Origin of the sequence: Brevundimonas naejangsanensis (assembly GCF_000635915.2) — a bacterium.
Lineage (GTDB): Bacteria > Pseudomonadota > Alphaproteobacteria > Caulobacterales > Caulobacteraceae > Brevundimonas > Brevundimonas sanguinis.
On the sequence record NZ_CP015614.1, the window covers coordinates 1,285,015 to 1,303,254 of the forward strand.

Annotated in this window: 23 protein-coding genes; 13 read left to right on the plus strand and 10 right to left on the minus strand. The window is 65.5% G+C overall.

What is annotated here, in order from left to right; all coding sequences use genetic code 11:
- Window positions 1-7 precede the first annotated feature (7 nt).
- Window positions 8-364: a hypothetical protein gene (locus DA69_RS06055; RefSeq protein ID WP_025976849.1), complete on the plus strand. Its 357-nt coding sequence runs from the start codon at window positions 8-10 to the stop codon at window positions 362-364.
- Here DA69_RS06055 and DA69_RS06060 read toward each other — a convergent pair.
- The 3 genes from DA69_RS06060 to DA69_RS06070 all read right to left on the minus strand — a co-directional run bounded on the left by DA69_RS06060 (window position 329) and on the right by DA69_RS06070 (window position 2,782).
- Window positions 329-1,537, minus strand: coding sequence for a class I SAM-dependent methyltransferase (locus DA69_RS06060; protein ID WP_025976848.1), 1,209 nt, complete (start codon window positions 1,535-1,537; stop codon window positions 329-331). The genes DA69_RS06055 and DA69_RS06060 overlap by 36 nt on opposite strands.
- Window positions 1,538-2,081: 544 nt before the next feature.
- Window positions 2,082-2,387 (minus strand): ETC complex I subunit, encoded by a 306-nt coding sequence (locus tag DA69_RS06065; RefSeq protein ID WP_025976847.1) that lies wholly within the window; start codon window positions 2,385-2,387, stop codon window positions 2,082-2,084.
- Window positions 2,388-2,479: 92 nt separating this feature from the next.
- Window positions 2,480-2,782: a hypothetical protein gene (locus tag DA69_RS06070; RefSeq protein ID WP_025976846.1), complete on the minus strand. Its 303-nt coding sequence runs from the start codon at window positions 2,780-2,782 to the stop codon at window positions 2,480-2,482.
- Window positions 2,783-2,974: 192 nt separating this feature from the next.
- On the opposite strand from DA69_RS06070, the gene DA69_RS06075 reads away from it, so the two are divergent.
- From DA69_RS06075 to DA69_RS06090, 3 genes are all read left to right on the plus strand, one after another.
- The gene (locus DA69_RS06075) at window positions 2,975-3,532 is read left to right on the plus strand and encodes an RcnB family protein (RefSeq protein ID WP_025976845.1); all 558 of its coding nucleotides are present in this window, start codon (window positions 2,975-2,977) and stop codon (window positions 3,530-3,532) included.
- Window positions 3,533-3,685: 153 nt separating this feature from the next.
- Entirely contained in the window at window positions 3,686-4,666 is a 981-nt protein-coding gene (locus DA69_RS14880) for an RcnB family protein (protein ID WP_235599227.1), read from the plus strand.
- A 96-nt stretch (window positions 4,667-4,762) separates the two neighbouring features.
- Entirely contained in the window at window positions 4,763-5,026 is a 264-nt protein-coding gene (locus DA69_RS06090; RefSeq protein WP_025976842.1) for a hypothetical protein, read from the plus strand.
- A gap of 4 nt (window positions 5,027-5,030) precedes the next feature.
- Here DA69_RS06090 and queE read toward each other — a convergent pair whose 3' ends face one another.
- On the minus strand, window positions 5,031-5,666 hold the full coding sequence (gene queE, locus DA69_RS06095; protein WP_025976841.1) for a 7-carboxy-7-deazaguanine synthase: 636 nt from the start codon (window positions 5,664-5,666) through the stop codon (window positions 5,031-5,033).
- Complete coding sequence (gene queC / locus DA69_RS06100) at window positions 5,663-6,379, minus strand: 7-cyano-7-deazaguanine synthase QueC (protein ID WP_025976840.1); 717 nt, start codon at window positions 6,377-6,379, stop codon at window positions 5,663-5,665. The genes queE and queC overlap by 4 nt, the downstream gene beginning before the upstream one ends.
- 198 nt (window positions 6,380-6,577) lie before the next feature.
- On the opposite strand from queC, the gene DA69_RS06105 reads away from it, so the two are divergent.
- Window positions 6,578-8,164: a response regulator gene (locus DA69_RS06105; protein WP_025976839.1), complete on the plus strand. Its 1,587-nt coding sequence runs from the start codon at window positions 6,578-6,580 to the stop codon at window positions 8,162-8,164.
- A gap of 7 nt (window positions 8,165-8,171) precedes the next feature.
- Here the strand turns inward: DA69_RS06105 and DA69_RS06110 are convergent, their stop codons facing one another.
- Complete coding sequence (locus tag DA69_RS06110; protein WP_025976838.1) at window positions 8,172-9,209, minus strand: ligase-associated DNA damage response exonuclease; 1,038 nt, start codon at window positions 9,207-9,209, stop codon at window positions 8,172-8,174.
- Between the two features lie 72 nt (window positions 9,210-9,281).
- On the opposite strand from DA69_RS06110, the gene DA69_RS06115 reads away from it, so the two are divergent.
- From DA69_RS06115 to DA69_RS06135, 5 genes are all read left to right on the plus strand, one after another.
- Window positions 9,282-9,761: a PaaI family thioesterase gene (locus tag DA69_RS06115; protein ID WP_025976837.1), complete on the plus strand. Its 480-nt coding sequence runs from the start codon at window positions 9,282-9,284 to the stop codon at window positions 9,759-9,761.
- Window positions 9,758-10,162 carry a PaaI family thioesterase gene (locus tag DA69_RS06120; RefSeq protein ID WP_025976836.1) on the plus strand — a complete coding sequence of 135 codons (405 nt, stop codon included), beginning with the start codon at window positions 9,758-9,760 and terminating at the stop codon, window positions 10,160-10,162. The genes DA69_RS06115 and DA69_RS06120 overlap by 4 nt, the downstream gene beginning before the upstream one ends.
- Window positions 10,163-10,278: 116 nt before the next feature.
- Window positions 10,279-10,614, plus strand: a complete 336-nt coding sequence (locus tag DA69_RS06125; RefSeq protein WP_003168195.1) for a hypothetical protein — start codon at window positions 10,279-10,281, stop codon at window positions 10,612-10,614.
- Window positions 10,615-10,703: 89 nt separating this feature from the next.
- A complete protein-coding gene (locus DA69_RS06130; protein ID WP_025976835.1) occupies window positions 10,704-11,138 on the plus strand; it encodes a hypothetical protein in 435 nt (144 codons plus the stop codon).
- Between the two features lie 41 nt (window positions 11,139-11,179).
- A complete protein-coding gene (locus tag DA69_RS06135) occupies window positions 11,180-11,815 on the plus strand; it encodes a S24 family peptidase (protein WP_025976834.1) in 636 nt (211 codons plus the stop codon).
- Between the two features lie 62 nt (window positions 11,816-11,877).
- Here the strand turns inward: DA69_RS06135 and DA69_RS06140 are convergent, their stop codons facing one another.
- From DA69_RS06140 to DA69_RS06150, 3 genes are all read right to left on the minus strand, one after another.
- Complete coding sequence (locus DA69_RS06140; protein ID WP_025976833.1) at window positions 11,878-12,357, minus strand: SH3 domain-containing protein; 480 nt, start codon at window positions 12,355-12,357, stop codon at window positions 11,878-11,880.
- A 289-nt stretch (window positions 12,358-12,646) separates the two neighbouring features.
- Complete coding sequence (locus DA69_RS06145; protein WP_025976832.1) at window positions 12,647-14,317, minus strand: lysine--tRNA ligase; 1,671 nt, start codon at window positions 14,315-14,317, stop codon at window positions 12,647-12,649.
- A 49-nt stretch (window positions 14,318-14,366) separates the two neighbouring features.
- Entirely contained in the window at window positions 14,367-14,825 is a 459-nt protein-coding gene (locus DA69_RS06150) for a MaoC family dehydratase (protein WP_025976831.1), read from the minus strand.
- A 116-nt stretch (window positions 14,826-14,941) separates the two neighbouring features.
- Between DA69_RS06150 and queA the strand changes: the two genes are divergently transcribed.
- Genes queA through tgt form a run of 3 tightly spaced genes read left to right on the plus strand, consistent with a single transcriptional unit; the run spans window position 14,942 to window position 17,677 of the window.
- Window positions 14,942-16,036: a tRNA preQ1(34) S-adenosylmethionine ribosyltransferase-isomerase QueA gene (gene queA / locus DA69_RS06155; protein WP_025976830.1), complete on the plus strand. Its 1,095-nt coding sequence runs from the start codon at window positions 14,942-14,944 to the stop codon at window positions 16,034-16,036.
- Window positions 16,033-16,509, plus strand: coding sequence for a hypothetical protein (locus tag DA69_RS06160; protein WP_025976829.1), 477 nt, complete (start codon window positions 16,033-16,035; stop codon window positions 16,507-16,509). Before queA ends, DA69_RS06160 begins: the two co-directional genes overlap by 4 nt.
- Before the next feature lie 55 nt (window positions 16,510-16,564).
- Window positions 16,565-17,677, plus strand: coding sequence for a tRNA guanosine(34) transglycosylase Tgt (gene tgt / locus DA69_RS06165; protein WP_025976828.1), 1,113 nt, complete (start codon window positions 16,565-16,567; stop codon window positions 17,675-17,677).
- Here the strand turns inward: tgt and DA69_RS06170 are convergent.
- Window positions 17,674-18,222: a hypothetical protein gene (locus DA69_RS06170; protein ID WP_025976827.1), complete on the minus strand. Its 549-nt coding sequence runs from the start codon at window positions 18,220-18,222 to the stop codon at window positions 17,674-17,676. The genes tgt and DA69_RS06170 overlap by 4 nt on opposite strands.
- Between the last annotated feature and the right edge of the window lie 18 nt (window positions 18,223-18,240).

Below are 18,240 nucleotides of genomic sequence, written 5' to 3' on the forward strand. Positions count from 1 at the left end.
GAACGCCTTGCCGGAGGTCAAGGCGTTCAAGGGCAGCGAGCGGGACATCGTGGACCCGATCTCGGTGCTAATCGAGCGCACCTATCGCCTAAACAAACGCCTGCGCCAGAATGATCTGAACAACGCCTTTATCCGCCTCGGCGAAAGGCTGGAGGAGGACCAGCGCGCGGCGGGCATCACCGACGGCGAAAACGGCGGGCTGCGCAAGGTGGACACACCACGCAAGCCGATGAAGGTGTCGCGCGAAGAGATCGCCGCCCAGTCCAAGGCCCGGCCGGATCTGGTCGACCAGATGCTCGACGATGACGGCAACGAGATCTGGCGTCCCCTATCGGCTTTCCCAAGGTGTCCCGCCGTTCATTGAGGACCAGGCCACCAGCTCCGACACCATGTCCAGGCGAATGACGGCGCCTGGCGGATGCATGATATCGAAGGTGACTTCAACCGTTTGCCCCGGCAACACCGGCTCGTGGATAAACATGTAGCGTTCGGGTTCGCCCAACAAGGGCTTGCCATTCAGGAACGTCGAAACACCGAGGTTCACGCACCCCGCTTCACCACCAGAGGGCCGCCATGCGCCGCTGCCCACGTTAGTCAGGGCGGCTTTGATCGCACTACCGCCCTCGATCGGTCGGGCAACAGCCGAGATTGAGGCGGCGAAGGCCTGGAGATACCGGCTGTCCTGAGCCTCTTCGCCCGGCTTCACCATCACGAAGACCCGACGATTGACGCAACCCTCCGCCACAGCCTTTCCGAGATGGTTCATGATGATGTCCGAGCGCTGCTCGATAGCTAAGTCGTGGTCCTCCAAGGACACCATCACTGGCACGTCCTGGAACAGCGCCATCTTCATGTCGGTGAAGCCGAGGGCGTAGGCGGTGTCTCGGATTTCCGACGCGACAATGTTATTCTCGATCACGCCAAACTGGCGCATTTCGTGTTGGGAGGTGTCGCTTTCCGCATGGTTCGGCCCCGGCTCGTTGAAAGCCGCGCGACCGCCCGGCTTCAGCACCCTGTAGAACTCGCTGAGCCAAACGGCCTGATCCGCCACATGGTGGAAGCTGTCGAAGCAGACGAGGCGGTCAACGCTCTCGTCTTCAAGCGGGATCTTCCCGTCGCCGATCCTTAGGAAGGTGACCGGCCGGTCGCGGAGATAAGGATGCGCCGCCGTCGCATCTCGGGCGATATTCAAAGCGGCTTCTGAAATGTCGAGGCCGATCGCGCGGCACCCCATAAGCGCCATGGCGTGAGACAGCCAGCCAGTCCCGCACCCGAAATCAACGACAACCTGATCAGGGCGAGGCTGAAGCATTTGCAGCACGACGCCGTAGCTCGCCAGCATGGCCGGTGTCTCATGCAGGCTGGAAAAGGGCTTGCGCAGGTGGTGGGTCCATGGATCGGACACGCTAGCGAAATAGGCGTCGGCGCGCAGAGCGTGCTCTTCGTGACCATATGCCTTGATCAGCTTTTGGACATCAACACGCCCGTCCGGCCCAACATATTGGCTGGATTTGTCCTCAAGAATAATGTCGCTCATCAAGTTCTCCGTTCGGTGAACTATGGGCGAGGTAACGCGCGAAAAACAAGGGCGGCTTCCCCACGAAAGTCGGCGCGCTTTGTTGAGCACCCTTCCCTGCCGGATGGTGCGGCATCTCCGAAGCCCATCCGCAGAAGCTGGATCTGATCGCTGGCGTCGCCCCGCGATTGGGCAAGTCACAAAGGACAGAACCGATGCCGACCGCGCCGTTCGTCAAGCCAACGCTGCGTGCGTCGATGCTGCTGTTAGAGAGGGCGACCCTGAGCGCCTACGGGCATCTGACGGGTTTCGGCGGGACTTAGCCGGTGCGGGGGCGACAGCCATGAGCGCGAGACGGAGGCCATCAAGAGGGCCATCCGAACGGCCTTGGGATGCTAGCCGCCATCGTCGTCAGCCTGATCGCGTGGCTGGGCTCTCAGCTCTATGGATATGTGCAGCGAGACATCGCGGCGGCGCGTCCTGCCGCGGTCGCACACAGCGCTGGAGCCGTCAGACTCGCGCAGTCCGCCCCTTGAGCTATGAGCGCCAAGGGCCGCGGCGGACCTTAGTGGGTCCAGGACTGCTTGCGATCGGTCGCGAAGTTGTCGGCGTAGGCCTTGATGATGACCGGCACCTCGTTCGGCTCATGCAGGCGGAAGGCGATGCCGTGGCGTTCGGCGTATTCGATCGCCTCTTCCTTGGTGTCGAAGCTCAGGCGGACCTGGCCGTTCATGTCGGTCGAGCTGGTCCAGCCCATCAGCGGGTCGATCGTGCGCGCCGAGGCGGGCTCGAACTCCAGGCGCCAGTCGCGCGTCTTGGCCTTGCCGGACTGCATCGCGGTCTTGGCCGGGCGATAGATGCGAGCGAGCATGGACGGAATCCTTCGGACGGGGAACTTGCCGGGTGCATACCCCGCCGCCGCCGCCCGGTCCAGACGCCGAAGCCGTCTCGGTCAGCTCGAGATCAGGCCGCCAGAGACGATGAACCGGCGTCGATCCAACGACGCGCGGCGCGCTGGGCCTCGGCGATCTCGTCGTGTTCCATCTCCTGGCTGAGGTCGCGGCGATACCCTTTCGCATCAAGCGAACCCTTCATGGCCGCCAAGTTGAAGATCATATGGGCCGACACCCGGTCGATCGGGCATCCGTCCAGGCCGGACGAATAGGCCAGACCCAACCGGAACAGCGCATCGCCGTCCATATCCGGCGTGGGCAGGGGCAAGGGCGCGTAGTCGGTCTGTTGGCGCGCCGTATCATGGGCGTTCATCGCTAGTTTCCTCCTGAGAAGCACGTTCTGCGCCGCTCTCGGACCCGCATTCAAATACCGGCGGTTTGAAATTAGAGTTAACGCGCCATGCGCCCGCGGACGCGAGGCTGACAGACCGGTTCAGCCGCGGTTCATTCGCCGCCGCCGAAGCTGGCTCATGACAGGGTTTCGCCGCTTTGCATGGAGTTTAACATGAACCGCCTGACCAAGGCCGCCGTCATCGCCCTGGCGCTGGCGACCACGGCCGCTCCCATGATGGCGCAGGCCCAGGATCGCCACGACCGCCGCGAATGGCGCCAGGATCGCCGGGATGATCGCCGCGAGTGGCGTCAGGATCGACGAGACGACCGTCGCGAATGGCGCCAAGATCGTCGCGAGTGGCGTCACGACCGCCGCTCTGACCAGCGCGAGTGGCGCCAGGAGCAGCGCCGCTACGACCGCTGGAGCCGCGACAACCGCGACTGGTGGCGCGGACGCCCCGAATTCCGCGACTATCGCGGCGCGCGCAACGGCTATTGGTATGCGCCGGGCCACGGCTACTATCGGGTCGAGCCGCGTTATTATGGTTATCGCTGGCGCACGGGCGGGTACCTGCCGCCAGCGTATCGCAGCTACTATGTCAGCGACCCCTATTTCTATGGCCTGCGCCCTGCGCCGCGCGGTTACCGCTACGTCCACGCCGGCAATGACATCTTGATGATCGCGGTCGCCACGGGCCTGATCGCCAGCGTGATGAACAACGTCTACTAAACCCGCACCTGCGCAGTCTGTCAGCCCCGCAAGCATTTGTCTTGCGGGGCTTTTTCATGACGACGCTCTGTGACCGCCGTTCAGCCGCAGTTCATGCTCAGCCGTCTATTTTCCGTTCAAGCCGCCCAATCTGGGCGTGCGAGGACTTTGACCATGAAACGTTCTCTTCTCATGTTCGCGGCGGTTTCCGCCTTCCTCGTGCCCGCCGCAGCCCCCCTGTCGGCCCTGGCCCAGGAGCGCCCTGAACGCGCCCAGACCCGCGAGGACGGTCCCCGCCGCTCTGAACGCCGCGCCGCGCCGCAGCGCGATCGCGGCGATATGGCCATGCGGCCGCGCGAGCGTCACGAAACCCCGCGCCAGAGCGTGCAACCTCGTCCCGATCAGCCTCGCCCCCAAACGCCGGACGGCCCGCGCCCGCAGCGGCCCGAAGGCGAACGCCCCTCGGGCCAACGCCCTGATCATCAACGGCCCAACCGCCCGGATCGTCCAGAAGGACAGCGGCCCGAGCGTCCCAACCGTCCCGACTGGAATCAGCCGAACCAGCCTGGCCGCCCCGATCGTCCTGACCGTCCGCAACGGCCGGAAAGACCGGACCGTCCTGATCGACCGGGGGCGACGCGTCCCGACCGTCCCGATCGGCCCGACTGGAACCGTCCGAATCGTCCAGACGCCAACCGCCCGAACCGTCCTGACTGGAACCGCCCCGGCCGCCCTGACGTCAATCGCCCGCACCGGCCGGATCGTCCAGGTTGGAACCGGGATCGGGACTATCGCGAGTTCCACAATCGCTGGAACCGCGACCAGTGGCGCCGTGACTGGGACCGTCGTCATCGCAGCGATTGGTGGCGCTACGACAGCCGCTTCCGGGGCTGGAGCGGCGTGCGCGTCGGCTTCTATTTCGCACCGGGCTACGGCTACTACAGCGTGCCGCGCACCTATTGGAACCGGCAGTACTCCGTCGGTCAGTACCTGCCGGACGTCTTCTGGCGCTATCAGGTGAATGACTGGCGCACCTATGGCCTGGGCTATCCGCCTCCCGGCACGCGGTGGGTCTACGTCGACAATGCGATCTATCTGATCGACGACTACGACGGCTACATCATCGAAGTCGTCCGCGACGCCTGGAGCTGGTAAGCGGACGGACCCTAGCAAGAGACCCCGGAGAGCGATCTCCGGGGTCTTTCTTTTTTCCACGCTGACAGATGCAGCCGGCGCAGGCAGACTATCCCCATGATCACGCGCTTACCTACCCTCGCCCTCTGCCTGACCACCGCCCTGATGCTTCAGGGCTGCGTCGCGGGCGCCGTCGTCGGCGCCGGGGCCGCTGTGGTCGGCGGCGCGGCCAAGGTGACCGGCGCAGCCGTAGGTGCAGGCTTCGACGCCGTCACCACCTCGGATGAGGAAACCAAGGCCAAACGCGAACGCGAACAGCGCGCCTGGGAGCGTGAGCAACGCCGCTGCGAACAGAGACAGAAGCGCGGCAAGGACTGCTGAGGGCCTACCGCACCCCGATATATTTGTGCGTCTGGACGCTGAGACGCCATTTCGGATGGGTCAGGCAGTATTCAATGGCGGCGGCCGTGTTGGCGGCCTGGTCCGGTCCATCCATCGGCTGAAGCCAGAAATGCTCGAAATCGAGGTGTTCGAACCGGTCGGGCATGGCCAGCGGCTGAGGAAAGACCAGCTTCAGTTCCTGACCCGAGGTCTGAACCACAGGGGCGTCGGCCTTGGGGCTGATGCAGATCCAGTCGATCCCTACGGGCGCCGCCATGGTGCCGTTGCTTTCGATGGCGATCTGGAAACCGCGCGCATGCAGGGCGTCGATCAGCGGCGCGTCCAACTGCATCAAGGGCTCGCCGCCGGTGCAGACCACCAGCTTGGGGTCGCCGTGGCGACCGCGCCACATCCCGGCGACATGATCGGCCATCAGATCGGCGGTCTTGAACTTGCCGCCGCCATCGCCGTCCACGCCGACGAAATCGGTGTCGCAGAAGGTGCAGACGGCGGCAGCGCGATCCCGCTCCAGCCCGCTCCACAGATTGCATCCGGCAAAGCGCAGGAAGACCGCCGGGCGGCCCGCCTGCCCGCCCTCGCCCTGCACCGTCAGAAAGACTTCCTTGGCCGAATAGGTCATGCGGCCGCCCATTCGGCATAGCCCGCCGCGCGCAGTTCGCAGGCCGGGCACGTCCCGCAGCCATAGCCCCAGGCGTGGCGGCGGGTCCGGTCGCCCAGATAGCAGGTATGGCTGAACTCGATGATCGCTTCGACCAGGGCGCGGCCGCCGATCCGCTCGGCCAGTTCCCACGTCTGCGCCTTGGTCAGGAACATCAGCGGAGTCTCGACCGGCACGGGCTTGTCCAGGCCCAGCGACAGGGCGCGGGCCGTGGCTTGAATGGTGTCGTTGCGGCAGTCGGGATAGCCGGAATAGTCCGTCTCGCACATGCCGCCGATCAAGGCTTCCAGCCCCCGCCGGTCAGCCAAAGCCGCCGCGGCGACCAGGAAGATCAGATTCCGCCCCGGAACAAAGGTGTTGGGTAGGCCGCGCGCGTCGGCCTCAATGGCGCGCTCGGTGGTCATGGCCGTCTCGCCGATGGCGCCGAAGCCTGTCAGATCGACCACATGATCGTCGCCCAGCCTGCCCGCCCATTGCGGCAGGGCCTTAGTCACTTCGCGCCGGACCGCCTGGCGCGCCTCCATCTCGACCGCGTGGCGCTGGCCGTAATCAAAGCCGACAGTCTCCACCCGCTCAAACCTCTCCAGCGCCCAGGCCAGACAGGTGGCGCTGTCCTGTCCTCCGGAAAAGAGGATCAGGGCGGAGGCAGCGGGGTGAAGGTCGATTTCGCTCATGACAAATCTGCGGTCGGCCGGTCGGCCGCGCGCATCCAGAGGACGTTCCAGGATCAGGAAGATGGGTGGTCAAGACCCATAGACCAGACCTGTCCGCGTCGCAAAAGAAACCGGCCGCCGTCATTTGCGGGGCTGGCTTAACGGTTCAGCAAACAATCATAAGCGAATGTAAAATAGCCTCAGTAGGAGTCCGGCCGAATGCCGACCATCGAAGTGCTGACCGACAGGGCGGAGCCCGTACTCCCTTCTGCCAAGACAGGAGAGGTGTTTGCACGTTTCGAGCGGGAGCCGGACACCCTGGCGATTGCAGTCGTGGACGGAGATCGCCCGGTCGGCCTGATCGAACGCAGCGACTTCCTGATGAAGCTGGCCGGTCCGCTGGGCGTCAGCCTGTACGGCGGGCGCGAGGTCTCTCACCTGATGGACGCGGAACCGGCGGTGGTCGAAGCGGGCGTTCGCATTGACGCTTTCGCCGACATCATCCTGAAAAGCGGTCCCGGCGCGCTGATGCGAGGCTTCATCGTCACCCGCAACGGCGCCTATCGCGGAGTCGGCACGGCCGTGGCCCTGCTTCGCGCCGTCAACGAACAGCAGAGGCATGAAAACCAGCGGCTGGCAGAGCAGGCCCGCGCCGCCGTTGACGCCGATCACGCCATGCAGACCGCCGCCCGTGAGAAGAGCCGTTTCATGGGCCTGCTCAATCGCGAGCTGAGCACCTCCATGAACGGCGTGCTGGCCGTCGCGGAGCTCCTGCATCGACAGCCGCTGAATGAAGCGGCCAAGGCGCACGCGCGCACCATCATGGAATCGGCCGAAGACCTCTTAGGCAATCTGCACGATGCCCTAGACCTGGCTCGGGCCGAGGCGGGCGAGTTGCAGCTGTCCCCGGCGCCTACGCCGCTACGCACCTTGATGGACCAGCTTCAGACCCACTGGTCTCCGCGCGCCGCCCAGGACGGCGTGACCCTGATGGTCGGCTATGAGGGCGACACCGAACTGGCGGCCATTCTGGACGCCGAGCGCCTGAAACAGGTGTTCAACAACCTGATCGGCGCCGCCTTGGGCAATGCGCGTCACGGCATGGTCGAAGCCAGCCTGAAGGCTCACGCTCGAGGCGATCAGGTGGTGATCGAGGCCCGCGTCCGCGACGACGGCGCGGCCGACCCGGCCCGGTTCGACGACGCGGCCGAACAGGGCGGCGACCTGGGACTGATGGTCAGCCGCCGTCTGGTTCAATACATGGCCGGCGAGTTGCGCGCGGAGCACAATGCCGGTCGGGGCGCCACCTTCGCCTTTGAAATCGAAGCCCCCATCGCCTTGATGGAGCAGGAAACGCCATCCAACGTCGCGGACCTGGAACATCTGCACCTGCAGGCCCAGCCGCACATCCTTATCGCCGACGACAATGCGACCAACCGCGTCGTGGCCCAGGCCCTGTGCGAAATGTTCGGCTGCACCTCGGAAACCGTCGAGGACGGCCAGGAAGCTGTCGAAGCCGTGCAGTCACGGCCGTTCGATCTGATCCTGATGGACATCAAGATGCCGCGCCTGGACGGCGTCGGCGCCACGCGCGCAATCCGCGCCCTTTCGGGACCCGCCGGCCAAATCCCCATCATCGCCCTCACCGCCAACGCCGATCCGGACGACGCCAAGGGCTATCTGGCCGCAGGCATGGCCGCCGTGGTCGAAAAGCCCATCAAGCCTGAACGGCTGCGCCTGGCGATGAACACGGCTCTGGATCCTGCAGAAGAGAGTGTTGCACACAAGGATCGCGGAGCCGCCTGACCTCGGCTCAACCTGAGTCCTCCAGCACGTTCTGCTCGTCCTCGCCTTCTTCGTCATAGCCGACAAGACGCAAGGCGCGCGCCCGCATTCCCTTCAGTTCGCACCAACGCAGCAGGCCTTCCTCCCGGCCGTGGGTGATCCAAACTTCTTCCGGCGTGATCTCTTCGAACGTCTGCGTCAGTTCCGGCCAGTCGGCATGGTCGGAAATCACCAGCGGCAGTTCCACCCCGCGCTGACGCGCGCGCGCGCGCACGCCCATCCAGCCCGAGGCAAACGCCGCGATCGGCTCGGCGAACCTGCGCGCCCAGCGATCCTGAATGGCCGACGGCGGCGCAATGACCACCTCCCCGCCCAAGGCTCCGGCCTTCAGCCCCGTCGCAGGCGCCAGCGGACCGAGCGGGACGCCTGACGCCTGATAGAGGTCGTTCAGCCGCTCCAGCGCGCCGTGGACATAGATGGGCCGCTCCCAACCCGCTTCACGCAACAGCCGTATGATTCGCTGCGCCTTGCCCAGCGCATAGGCGCCGACCAGGTGCGCCCGCTCGGGAAACTGCGCCAGAGACGACACAAGCCGCTGGATTTCTTCTGTGTCCGGCGGATGAACGAAGACCGGCAAGCCGAACGTCGCCTCCGAAATGAAGACATGACACGGCGCCGCCTCGAAAGCAGCGCAGGTCGGATCGCGGCGGCGTTTATAATCGCCTGACACCGTCATGATCAGGCCGCTCTGACTGACGACCGCCTGCGCCGAGCCCAGAACGTGTCCCGCCGGGATCAGCCGCACCTCGACGCCGCCGATGGATATAGTCTCGCCATAGCCCGCCGCCTGCGTGCGCCCTGCGAAATCCGCGCCGTAGCGAACCGTCATGATCGCCAGGGTCTCGGGCGTCGCCAGCACCGTCCCATGTCCGGCGCGCGCATGGTCCGAATGACCATGCGTGATCACCGCCCGGTCCACCGGCCGCACCGGATCGACATAGAAATCTCCCGGCGGGCAATAAAGGCCTGCGGGCGTAGGTCGCAAAAGATCCTGAGGACGCATCATCGGTTTACAGTGTGGCTGGACAAGACAACCTCGGGCAGGCGACCAAAGGCGACGCTTATACAGGACGCCTTGATGACGGAATCGTTCCTCACCACCCTGCTGCCGCAACTGGCTTCGGGGGCCGCTCACACCCACGCCCTGGGCTTTGCCTATGAAGGGCTGGAGGGCGATCGGGTGCGGATGCGCGTGCCCTATCGCCACGATCTGGTCGGCGATCCCGAGACGGGCGTGCTGGCGGGCGGGCTGGTCACCACCCTGCTGGACCATGCGGGCGGTCTGGCGGTCTGGGTGGCGCTGGACGCCTTCCGGCCTATCGCGACGCTGGACCTGCGGGTCGACTACATGCGCGCCGCCCAGCCGGGGCGCGACCTGTTGGCCGAGGCCCGCTGCTATCGCCTGACGCGCAATCTGGCTTTCGTGCGGGCCTGGGCGTTCGAGGATGATCCTGCCGACCCCGTCGCGGCCGCCCAGTCCGCCTATATGGTCAGCGCCGAAGGCGACAGCCGCACCGGCGCCAATCTTAAGCCCCGCAGAGCCAAGGACCCCGCATGACCGCCGCCCTGCTGGACTCCCTGCCCTACGCCCAATTTCTCGGCCTCCAGACACAGGTGAACGGCGATGAAGTCACCGTCACCATGCCGTTTGACGACAAGCTGATCGGCAACCCGCTTCTGCCTGCCCTGCATGGAGGGTCCACCGCCGCTCTGTTGGAGATGACGGCCATGGCCCAGGTCTCTCTGACCTATCCCGGCCTGCGCCTGCCGCGCCCGATCAACGTAACGGTGGCCTATCTGCGCTCGGGCAAGCCCGTCGACGTATTCGCCCGCGCCCGCATCAACCGCGCCGGACGCCGCGTCGCCTATGTCATCGCCGAGGCCTGGCAGGAGAACCACGCCCAGCCGATCGCCAGTTTGACGGCGCATTTCCTGCTGGATGAAGCGGCCTCAGCCTGAGGAGCCGCGTCGTCTGACAGCCGGTCGCAACGTAAAGAATGGTAAACAAAACACTACCGAAGATCGTTAATGCATGTTAACTATTGCCCATTCGTTCTTTAGATGAGGGGTAAGCTATGCAACGTAACGAAGTCATCGCCGCAGTCGCCGGTGATCTGCACTCTGCTGAGAAGGCGATCGACGACGCGATCGTGCAGGCGACCGCCCTCGTGCAGTCGATGATCGGCGCCCGCTCCGCGCTCAACGTGTCAGCCGTGGCCGGAACGGTGTCGCAGGCCAAGGCGATGGAAGCCATCGCCGCCCTGAGCGCCGCGCGCGAAGCCATCGTCGCCAGCCATAACGAAATGGCCAAGGATCACCGCCGCATGGGCTACGGCGTCTACGCCGCAGGCCCGGTGGCCAAGCCCGACGAGTGGGATGACCGCCCGATGGGTCACCTGCGGGTTGCGTGAATTTAATCTAATCCAGCCATAGTGTTGGATGCGTTTCCTGCGCTTTGGTGACATGATACCCCCTTCGCTCACGGCGGAGGGGGTTTTTCATGTTCAGCTTCATGTCCGAGTACGTCGGCATGACGATCATGCTCGCGATAGGGCTGTTCGCACTCGCCAAGGGCGGGCGCCCCGAGAGGATCGGCGCTGCGACCATGCTGTTTGCTTGGTTTTTATCGATCCTGACCCAGAACTACATCGGCTATGCCGGCGTCCAGTGGCCGATGTTCGTGATTGATCTGGTGGTTCTGGGCGTTTTCGTCGCCTTGGTGTGGAAGTCGCCTCGTTCCTGGCCCGTTTGGGCCAGTGCGCTTCAACTGTTGACCGTGGCCAGCCACGTCATGGTTTTCATGAAGATGAAACCGACGGTTTCCGCCTTCTACACCGTGCTGAACATGACGGCCTATGGCATCATGATCGCAATCGCTGTCGGCGCCTTTTTGGCCTGGCAGGAGCGTCGAGCCGTCGGCCAGGATACCGAATAGGCTAATATTCCTATACACCGCCTGGCATGATAGGGTTGCATATGCCCCTGTCACACACGCAGATTTGGAACGCGATTGATGCGCTGGCGCGCCGCGAGGGCCTGTCGGCCTCGGGACTGGCGCGCCGGGCGGGCCTGGATCCCACCAGCTTCAATCCTTCAAAGCGGTTTGGCGCCGGGACCCCGACGCGGCCCAGATGGCCCTCCAGCGAAAGCCTGATGCGCGTCTTGCAGGCGACAGGCCTCAGCCTGGGCGAGTTCGCGGATCTGGCAGACGACGCTGGCCCTCGCGCCCTGCCGATTCCCTTGCTCGGCCTGGCGCGCGCTGGCGACGAAGGCTTCTTCGACGACGCGGGCCTGCCCCTGGCCGAAGGCTGGGAGCAGACGGCTCTGCCCACGCGCAAGGACAGCCTGTTCAGCCTGCGGATCGAGGGCGACTCGATGGCGCCCCTGTATCGCCCCGGCGACCGGGTGATTGTCGATCTGGACGCCACGGACGTTCGGCGAGGCGACCGCGTGGCGTTGCGGACGCGAAGCGGAGAAACGCTGGCGAAAGAAGCGGCTGTATTGGGCGCGCGAGAGATCGTGCTGGCCTCGATCAACCCCGAATATCCTCCACGCACCATTGCGCGCGATCAGATTCTCTGGATGGCGCGCATCCTCTGGGTCAGCCAATAAGGCGTAAAGGCCGCCCCTTTCGGGACGGCCTTCGCTCTGATCGATGCGGGGGAGAAAATCGATCAGTTCGGCGCGACGTAGTGGGCGTTCACCCAACCGCCGCCGGCGATCTGGACCCACTCGCCCTGCGAGCCGATGGCGGTGAACGGCTGACCGGCCGACAGGCTGCCGGTCTGGCGATAGTTGGCGCCCGGGCCCGTGCGAATGCGCAGATTGGAGGTCGCGCGGTAGGAGTTGGCGCCCGCCTGATTGGCCGACCGCGCACGTTGCTGGTTACAGCCGATGTAGGAGCCCGCCGCGGCGCCGGCGCCGGCGCCGACCACCGCGCCAAGCGCGCGCTCATTCTTGGAAACCTGGCTGCCGGCCAGGCCGCCCAGAACGGCGCCGATCGCGGCGCCTGCCTGCTGGCGACCGCCGGGCGCGTCGCAGTTGGTGATGCCGTTGGCCTGAGGCATGGCGGCGGCGCTCATCGGCACGGCGGCGGAACCCAGGGCGGCGAACATTGCGGTGGCGGCCAAACCCGCCTTGAACATCTTCGACATATGTCTCTCCTGTCATCGAGTTGTCGATGGAGGGACAATGCACCGGCGAAGCTGAAGGCTCCCCCAGCCTCGCCGTTATGTTGTGTTCATGTTTAGTGGGCCTACCGCGCTTCGCGCTACTTGAGGCCCTGTTGAGTGGGCCTACCCCCTTCGCGGGTACTTGAGGCCATAAGCCCCGTCATCCTGGCAACGGCAAAGCCGTTATCCGGGACCACAGGAGGCGCTGCCCGTCCAGCTCTGGGCGGTCCCGGCTCTACGCCTTGCGGCTTCGGCCGGGATGACGGTCAGGTCAGGCGGCCAGTTCGCCGTTGGCGCCCGCCTCGAGCAGGGAGATCGTCTGCGGCAGGCCGTAGATGGCCGCAAACGACCCGAAGCGCGGCCCCTGCGACGCGCCCAGCAGCACCTCGTAAAGCGCCTGGAACCAGGCCCGCAGCGGCTCGAACCCATGAGCCTTGCCCACGGCGTAGACCTCGCCCTGGATGATCTCGCCGTCGGTCGTATCGGCCGGCAGAGCCTTCAGCCGTTCGGCCAGATCCAGCAGCGCCGCCTTCTCCTTGTCGTCGGGCAGACGATAGGTCTTCGAGGGCTTCACGAAGTCCTCGTAATAGTTCAGCGCATAGCCCATCAGCCGGTCCAGCACGGGCTCGCTCTCAGGCGTGGCGTCAGGCAGGTATTTGGCGAAATAGGCCCACAGCTGGTCCTTGGTCGAGGCGTTGGCCACGCCCACCAGATTCAGCAGCAGGGCGAAGGAGACTGGCGAGGCGCTTTCAGGCGGCTGGCCCGAGTGGATGTGCCAGACGGCGTTGTCCATCCGCTTGGCCGGTTCCTGCGTCTTGTACTGCTCGATGAAGGACAGATAGTCGTCCGTCGCGCGCGGAATGACGTTGAAGTGCAGGCTCTTGGCCGACTTCGGCGACTGGAACATGTACCAGCTCAGGCTCTCGGGCGTGCCGTAGCGCAGCCAATCCTCCATCGTCAGGCCGTTGCCCTTTGATTTAGAAATCTTGCGGCCTTCGATGTCGAGGAAGAGCTCGTAGTTGAAGCCTTCCGGCGGGACGCCGCCGATGGCGCGGCACAGCTTGGACGACTCGCGCACGCTCTCGATCAGGTCCTTGCCCGACATCTCATAGTCGACGTCCAGCGCCGTCCAGCGCATGGCCCAGTCGGGCTTCCACTGCAGCTTCACATGGCCGCCGGTGACGGGAACCTCGGTGCGGCCGCCCGCAGGGTCGTCAAAGACGATCGTGCCCTTCTCGACGTTACGCTCGAGCGTCGGCACCTGCAGCACATGGCCGGTGATCGGGCTGATCGGCAGAAAGGGCGAATAGGTCGCCCGGCGCTCTTCGCCCAGGGTCGGCAGCATGATCCCCATGACCTTGTCGAAGCGCTCCAGCATGGTCAGCAGGGCCGCGTCGAACCGACCCGACCGATAGGTCTCGGTCGAGGACATGAACTCATACTCGAAGCCGAAGCTATCGAGGAAGGCGCGCAGGCGGGCGTTGTTGTGCGCGCCGAAGCTGTCGTGCGTGCCGAACGGATCGCGCACCTTGGTCAGCGGCAGATGCAGGTCTTCGCGCAGCATCTCCGGGTTGGGGATGCCCTCGGGCACCTTGCGCAGGCCGTCCATGTCATCGCTGAAGGCGATCAGGCGCGTGGCCCAGTGATCGCCGGTCAGGGCGCGAAACGCGTTCCGCACCATGGTCGTGCGCGCCACCTCGCCGAAGGTGCCCATGTGCGGCAGCCCCGACGGGCCGTAACCTGTCTCCAGGATCACCGGCTTGTTCAGCGCCTCAAAGGCGGCCAGAGCCTCGTCCGTCTTGCCCGCGTCGATCAGCAGCTTGGCCGCATCGCGCTCCGCGTCCGACAGCCGTTTTTTGAGCACGTGGGCCAGCAGGTTGCGCGCTTGCTCAAACGGCCACGAACGGGCCTCACGGGACAGGGTTTCGAGGTTCTGTAGCATGCACCGGGCTTTGACGCCTTGAAGGCCCGGGGTCAACAGCGGCCGCGTTTTACAGCTGCGCTTCGGCGTTCCGCGGCAGTTGCATCTGGTTCTCAAAGCTCATGGCCAGGTCGCCGTCCTGATTGGTCACGGTCGTCTTGGTGCGGACGACCCCGCGATCAGGCTGGCTCTTGGACGGACGGATCTCGATGATCTCGCGCCGCACCGTCAGGGTGTCGCCGGGCCGCACGGGCCGCACCCACCACAGGGCGTCGACATTCATGCCCAGCAGCGGAGTGTCGCCGAAATAGGCTTCATCCACGAACTGACGCATCACGCGCGAACAGACGTGCCAGCCGCTGGCGATCAGGCCGCCGAACCGTCCCGCCTCGGCCGCCGCCTTGTCGATGTGCATGGGTTGGGGATCGAACTCGGTCGCGAACGCGATGATCTCATCCTCCGTGATCGTGAAGGGTTCGCTGGTCCAGCTTTCGCCGACGGTCAGGTCGTCCAGATAGCGATCGGTCATGCACTCAAACTCCCATTGGCTGCGCCTGACATAGCGGCTGGAACAGTTTTCGCCAGACCGACTTTCCGCCGGGCCTCGCTTGACCGCAAAGGCGCGGCGTGAGCATTCCCCGCCCCATGCGGACCTCCGATTTCGACTTCGACCTGCCCGAGGCGTGCATCGCCCTGCGCCCCGCCGACCCGCGCGACTCGGCGCGCCTGCTGGTGGTGAAGGGCGGCGAGCTTCAGGATCGGGTCATCCGCGACCTGCCGGACTTTCTGCAGCCCGGCGACGCGCTGGTCTTCAACGACACCCGCGTGATCCCCGCCCGTCTGTCCGGCGTGCGCCACCGCACCGGACCAGAAGGCGAGCTTCTGTCCGTACCGGTCGAGGCCACCCTTCACCACCGCGACGCGCCCGATGTCTGGAGCGCCTTCATGAAGCCCGGCAAGCGGCTGAAGGTCGGCGACCGGGTGCGCTTCGGGCGCGAGGAAGACACCGCCTGCTTCCTGGGCCAGGTCGACGCCGAGATCACCGCCAAGGGCGAGGACGGCTTGGTCACCCTGCGCTTCGATCTGGCGGGCCCGGTGTTGGACGACGCCATCCGCGAGGTCGGGGTCATGCCTCTGCCCCCCTATATCGCGGCCAAACGAGCCGAGGACGATCAGGACCTGAAGGACTATCAGACCGTCTTCGCCGAGCATGACGGCTCGGTCGCGGCGCCGACGGCGGGCCTCCACTTCACCCCTGCCCTGCTGGACGCCATCCGGGCGCGCGGCGTGACGACCCATGCGGTGACCCTGCACGTCGGGGCCGGCACCTTCTTGCCGGTCAAGGCCGACGACACCGCCGATCACAAGATGCATTCCGAGTGGGGCGAGGTCTCAGCCGACACCGCCGCCGCCCTGAACGCCGTGCGCGCCGCGGGAGGGCGCATCGTCTGCGTCGGCACCACCTCGCTTCGCCTGCTGGAGAGCGCCACAAGCGAGGACGGCGTGGTCCAGCCCTTCCACGGCGACACGGCCATCTTCATCACGCCGGGCTATCGCTTCCGTGCCTGCGACGTGCTGATGACCAACTTCCACCTGCCGAAATCGACGCTGTTCATGCTGGTCAGCGCCTTCGCGGGACTGGAGACGATGCGCGCCGCCTACGCCCACGCCATCGACAGGGGTTACCGCTTCTATTCTTATGGGGACGGAAGCCTGCTGTTTCGGGAAGACGCCCAATGAGCCACATCGACCAACTGCCCGAAAACCTGGCCGCCACCTTTGACATCCTGGCGTCTGCGGCGAGCGAGCTTCAGGATCCCTGGTGGGTGTTCGGGGGCGCAGGCATGGCGCTGTCGGGCCTGTCGGAATGGCATGTGCCGGACGTCGATGTCATGACCAGCCCGCGCGACGCCCGCCGCCTGATAGAGACCCTGCACGGCGAGGCCGTGGAAGACCCCGGCGAGGGCCTGTTCCGCTCTCAGGTCTTCGGCCAAATCCTGACCACGCCCGTCCCGGTCGAGGTGATGGCGCAGATGGATGTGCGCGCAGGCGCCGACTGGACGCCGGTCATTTTCACCACGCGCCAGCCGATCGCCCTGGACGGCGGGACGCTCTATGTTCCCACGGTCGCCGAACAGATCGAGAAATGCCGCCTGTTTGGCCGCCCCAAGGATCTGCAACGCGCAGAGCGGCTGGCGACGCTGCTGCGCTGACTGGCGGTTCAGAAACAGAGGGCCTAAGACGCGGCTCCGCTGCAAGGAACGCTTAATGCCTTTCCCGTTTGAAATTTCCGCTGCCGAAGGCCGCGCCCGCACCGGCGTGCTGAAAACGCCGCGCGGCGACATCCGCACCCCCGCCTTCATGCCCGTCGGCACCGCCGCCACGGTCAAGGCCATGACCTTGGATCAGGTCAAGCAGACGGGCGCGGACATCATTCTGGGCAACACCTATCACCTGATGCTGCGGCCGGGGCCGGAGCGGATGGAGCGTCTGGGCGGCCTGCATAACTTCATGCGCTGGGACAAGCCGATCCTGACGGACTCGGGCGGCTTTCAGGTCATGAGCCTGTCGGGCATTTCCAAGTTGACCGAGGAGGCCGTGACCTTCTCCAGCCACATCGATGGCTCCAAACACGTCCTGACGCCCGAACGCTCGATTCAGATTCAGGCCGACCGCCTCGGCTCCGACATCGTCATGCAGTTGGACGAATGCGTCGCCTGGCCCGCCGAGGAAAAGCGCGCCCGCGAGGGCATGGAGCTGTCGGCGCGCTGGGCCCAGCGATCCAAGAACGCCTTCGGCACGCGCGATGCGCAGGCCTTGTTCGGCATCCAGCAGGGTTCGACCTATGAAAACCTGCGCCGCGAATCCTCGGAACGCCTGCAGGAGATCGGCTTCGACGGCTACGCCATCGGCGGTCTGGCCGTCGGCGAAGGCCATGAGGCCATGTGCGAGGTGCTGGATTATGCGCCCGAGTTCCTGCCCAAGGACCGACCGCGCTATCTGATGGGCGTCGGCAAGCCCATCGACCTGGTCGAGGCGGTCTATCGTGGCGTCGACATGTTCGACTGCGTCCTGCCGACCCGCGCCGGGCGTCACGGCCAGGCCTGGACCTGGGACGGCCCGCTGAACCTCAAGAACGCCCGCTTCGCCGAGGATCAGGACCCGCTGGATCCTGAGGTTCCCTGCCCCGCGTCGCAGGACTATTCAAAGGCTTACCTGCATCACCTGATCCGCGCCGATGAGATCCTCGGCAAGATCCTGCTCAGCTGGCACAACATCGCCTTCTTCCAGGCGCTGACGGCCGCCATGCGCGCCGCCATAGCCGAGGGCCGGTTTGAACAGTTCCGCCGCGATTTCCGCGCGCGGCACCTGAAAGCCTAGCCTCGACGGGGGACGAAGCCGGCAGGCGCGGCCGGCGGCGCGCAGTTCCGCTGCATCCCCACGCCCTTCAGGAAAGAGCGGCGACGCAGGCCCGCCTGAATCGCCGACTGCACGTGCTTGCTGTGCGCGTCGGCGCCGGTCAGACGACGAACCCAGCTGCGCGCCGGGATAAAATCGGTGACTGTCCCGCGAACGGCGTCAAGCGTCGCCCCAGCCGCAGCATCGGCCGCCCGCTCGCTCATATAGGAGCCGTCCTGCGACGGCGGTCCATCCGTGTCAGGCCCCAGCGCCTCGTCCAGCCGGGCGATCTCGGCCCCGATGGTGCGGCAGCTATTCAAGTTGCGCAGGTCATAGGGATTGGCTTCAGCTTGCAGAAGAATGGTCGGGATTTCATCGCGGCGCAGGTTCAGGTCTTCCAGCGGCGCGGTGACGGCGTCGCCCAGCCCAGCTCCGACCTTCTGCGCGCCCCCGCGCGCAGAAGCGCCCGCGTTACAGCCGCAAAGAGCAAGGGAAACGGCGACGGCGGGCAAAATGAGAGATCGCATGGCCCGCGTTAAATCACG

Excerpts from the sequence above, each read along its gene's own strand:
- DA69_RS06115 (WP_025976837.1), top strand. The coding sequence starts at position 9,282 with ATGACGGAATCGTTCCTCACCACCCTGCTGCCGCAACTGGCTTCGGGG.
- DA69_RS06110 (WP_025976838.1), bottom strand. The coding sequence starts at position 9,209 with ATGATGCGTCCTCAGGATCTTTTGCGACCTACGCCCGCAGGCCTTTAT.
- tgt (WP_025976828.1), top strand. The coding sequence starts at position 16,565 with ATGCCTTTCCCGTTTGAAATTTCCGCTGCCGAAGGCCGCGCCCGCACC.
- queE (WP_025976841.1), bottom strand. The coding sequence starts at position 5,666 with ATGACCTATTCGGCCAAGGAAGTCTTTCTGACGGTGCAGGGCGAGGGC.
- DA69_RS06150 (WP_025976831.1), bottom strand. The coding sequence starts at position 14,825 with ATGACCGATCGCTATCTGGACGACCTGACCGTCGGCGAAAGCTGGACC.
- DA69_RS06125 (WP_003168195.1), top strand. The coding sequence starts at position 10,279 with ATGCAACGTAACGAAGTCATCGCCGCAGTCGCCGGTGATCTGCACTCT.
- DA69_RS06060 (WP_025976848.1), bottom strand. The coding sequence starts at position 1,537 with ATGAGCGACATTATTCTTGAGGACAAATCCAGCCAATATGTTGGGCCG.
- DA69_RS06160 (WP_025976829.1), top strand. The coding sequence starts at position 16,033 with ATGAGCCACATCGACCAACTGCCCGAAAACCTGGCCGCCACCTTTGAC.
- DA69_RS06065 (WP_025976847.1), bottom strand. The coding sequence starts at position 2,387 with ATGCTCGCTCGCATCTATCGCCCGGCCAAGACCGCGATGCAGTCCGGC.
- DA69_RS06070 (WP_025976846.1), bottom strand. The coding sequence starts at position 2,782 with ATGAACGCCCATGATACGGCGCGCCAACAGACCGACTACGCGCCCTTG.
- DA69_RS06170 (WP_025976827.1), bottom strand. The coding sequence starts at position 18,222 with ATGCGATCTCTCATTTTGCCCGCCGTCGCCGTTTCCCTTGCTCTTTGC.
- DA69_RS14880 (WP_235599227.1), top strand. The coding sequence starts at position 3,686 with ATGAAACGTTCTCTTCTCATGTTCGCGGCGGTTTCCGCCTTCCTCGTG.
- DA69_RS06090 (WP_025976842.1), top strand. The coding sequence starts at position 4,763 with ATGATCACGCGCTTACCTACCCTCGCCCTCTGCCTGACCACCGCCCTG.
- DA69_RS06145 (WP_025976832.1), bottom strand. The coding sequence starts at position 14,317 with ATGCTACAGAACCTCGAAACCCTGTCCCGTGAGGCCCGTTCGTGGCCG.
- DA69_RS06140 (WP_025976833.1), bottom strand. The coding sequence starts at position 12,357 with ATGTCGAAGATGTTCAAGGCGGGTTTGGCCGCCACCGCAATGTTCGCC.
- DA69_RS06120 (WP_025976836.1), top strand. The coding sequence starts at position 9,758 with ATGACCGCCGCCCTGCTGGACTCCCTGCCCTACGCCCAATTTCTCGGC.
- DA69_RS06075 (WP_025976845.1), top strand. The coding sequence starts at position 2,975 with ATGAACCGCCTGACCAAGGCCGCCGTCATCGCCCTGGCGCTGGCGACC.
- queC (WP_025976840.1), bottom strand. The coding sequence starts at position 6,379 with ATGAGCGAAATCGACCTTCACCCCGCTGCCTCCGCCCTGATCCTCTTT.
- DA69_RS06105 (WP_025976839.1), top strand. The coding sequence starts at position 6,578 with ATGCCGACCATCGAAGTGCTGACCGACAGGGCGGAGCCCGTACTCCCT.
- queA (WP_025976830.1), top strand. The coding sequence starts at position 14,942 with ATGCGGACCTCCGATTTCGACTTCGACCTGCCCGAGGCGTGCATCGCC.
- DA69_RS06135 (WP_025976834.1), top strand. The coding sequence starts at position 11,180 with ATGCCCCTGTCACACACGCAGATTTGGAACGCGATTGATGCGCTGGCG.
- DA69_RS06130 (WP_025976835.1), top strand. The coding sequence starts at position 10,704 with ATGTTCAGCTTCATGTCCGAGTACGTCGGCATGACGATCATGCTCGCG.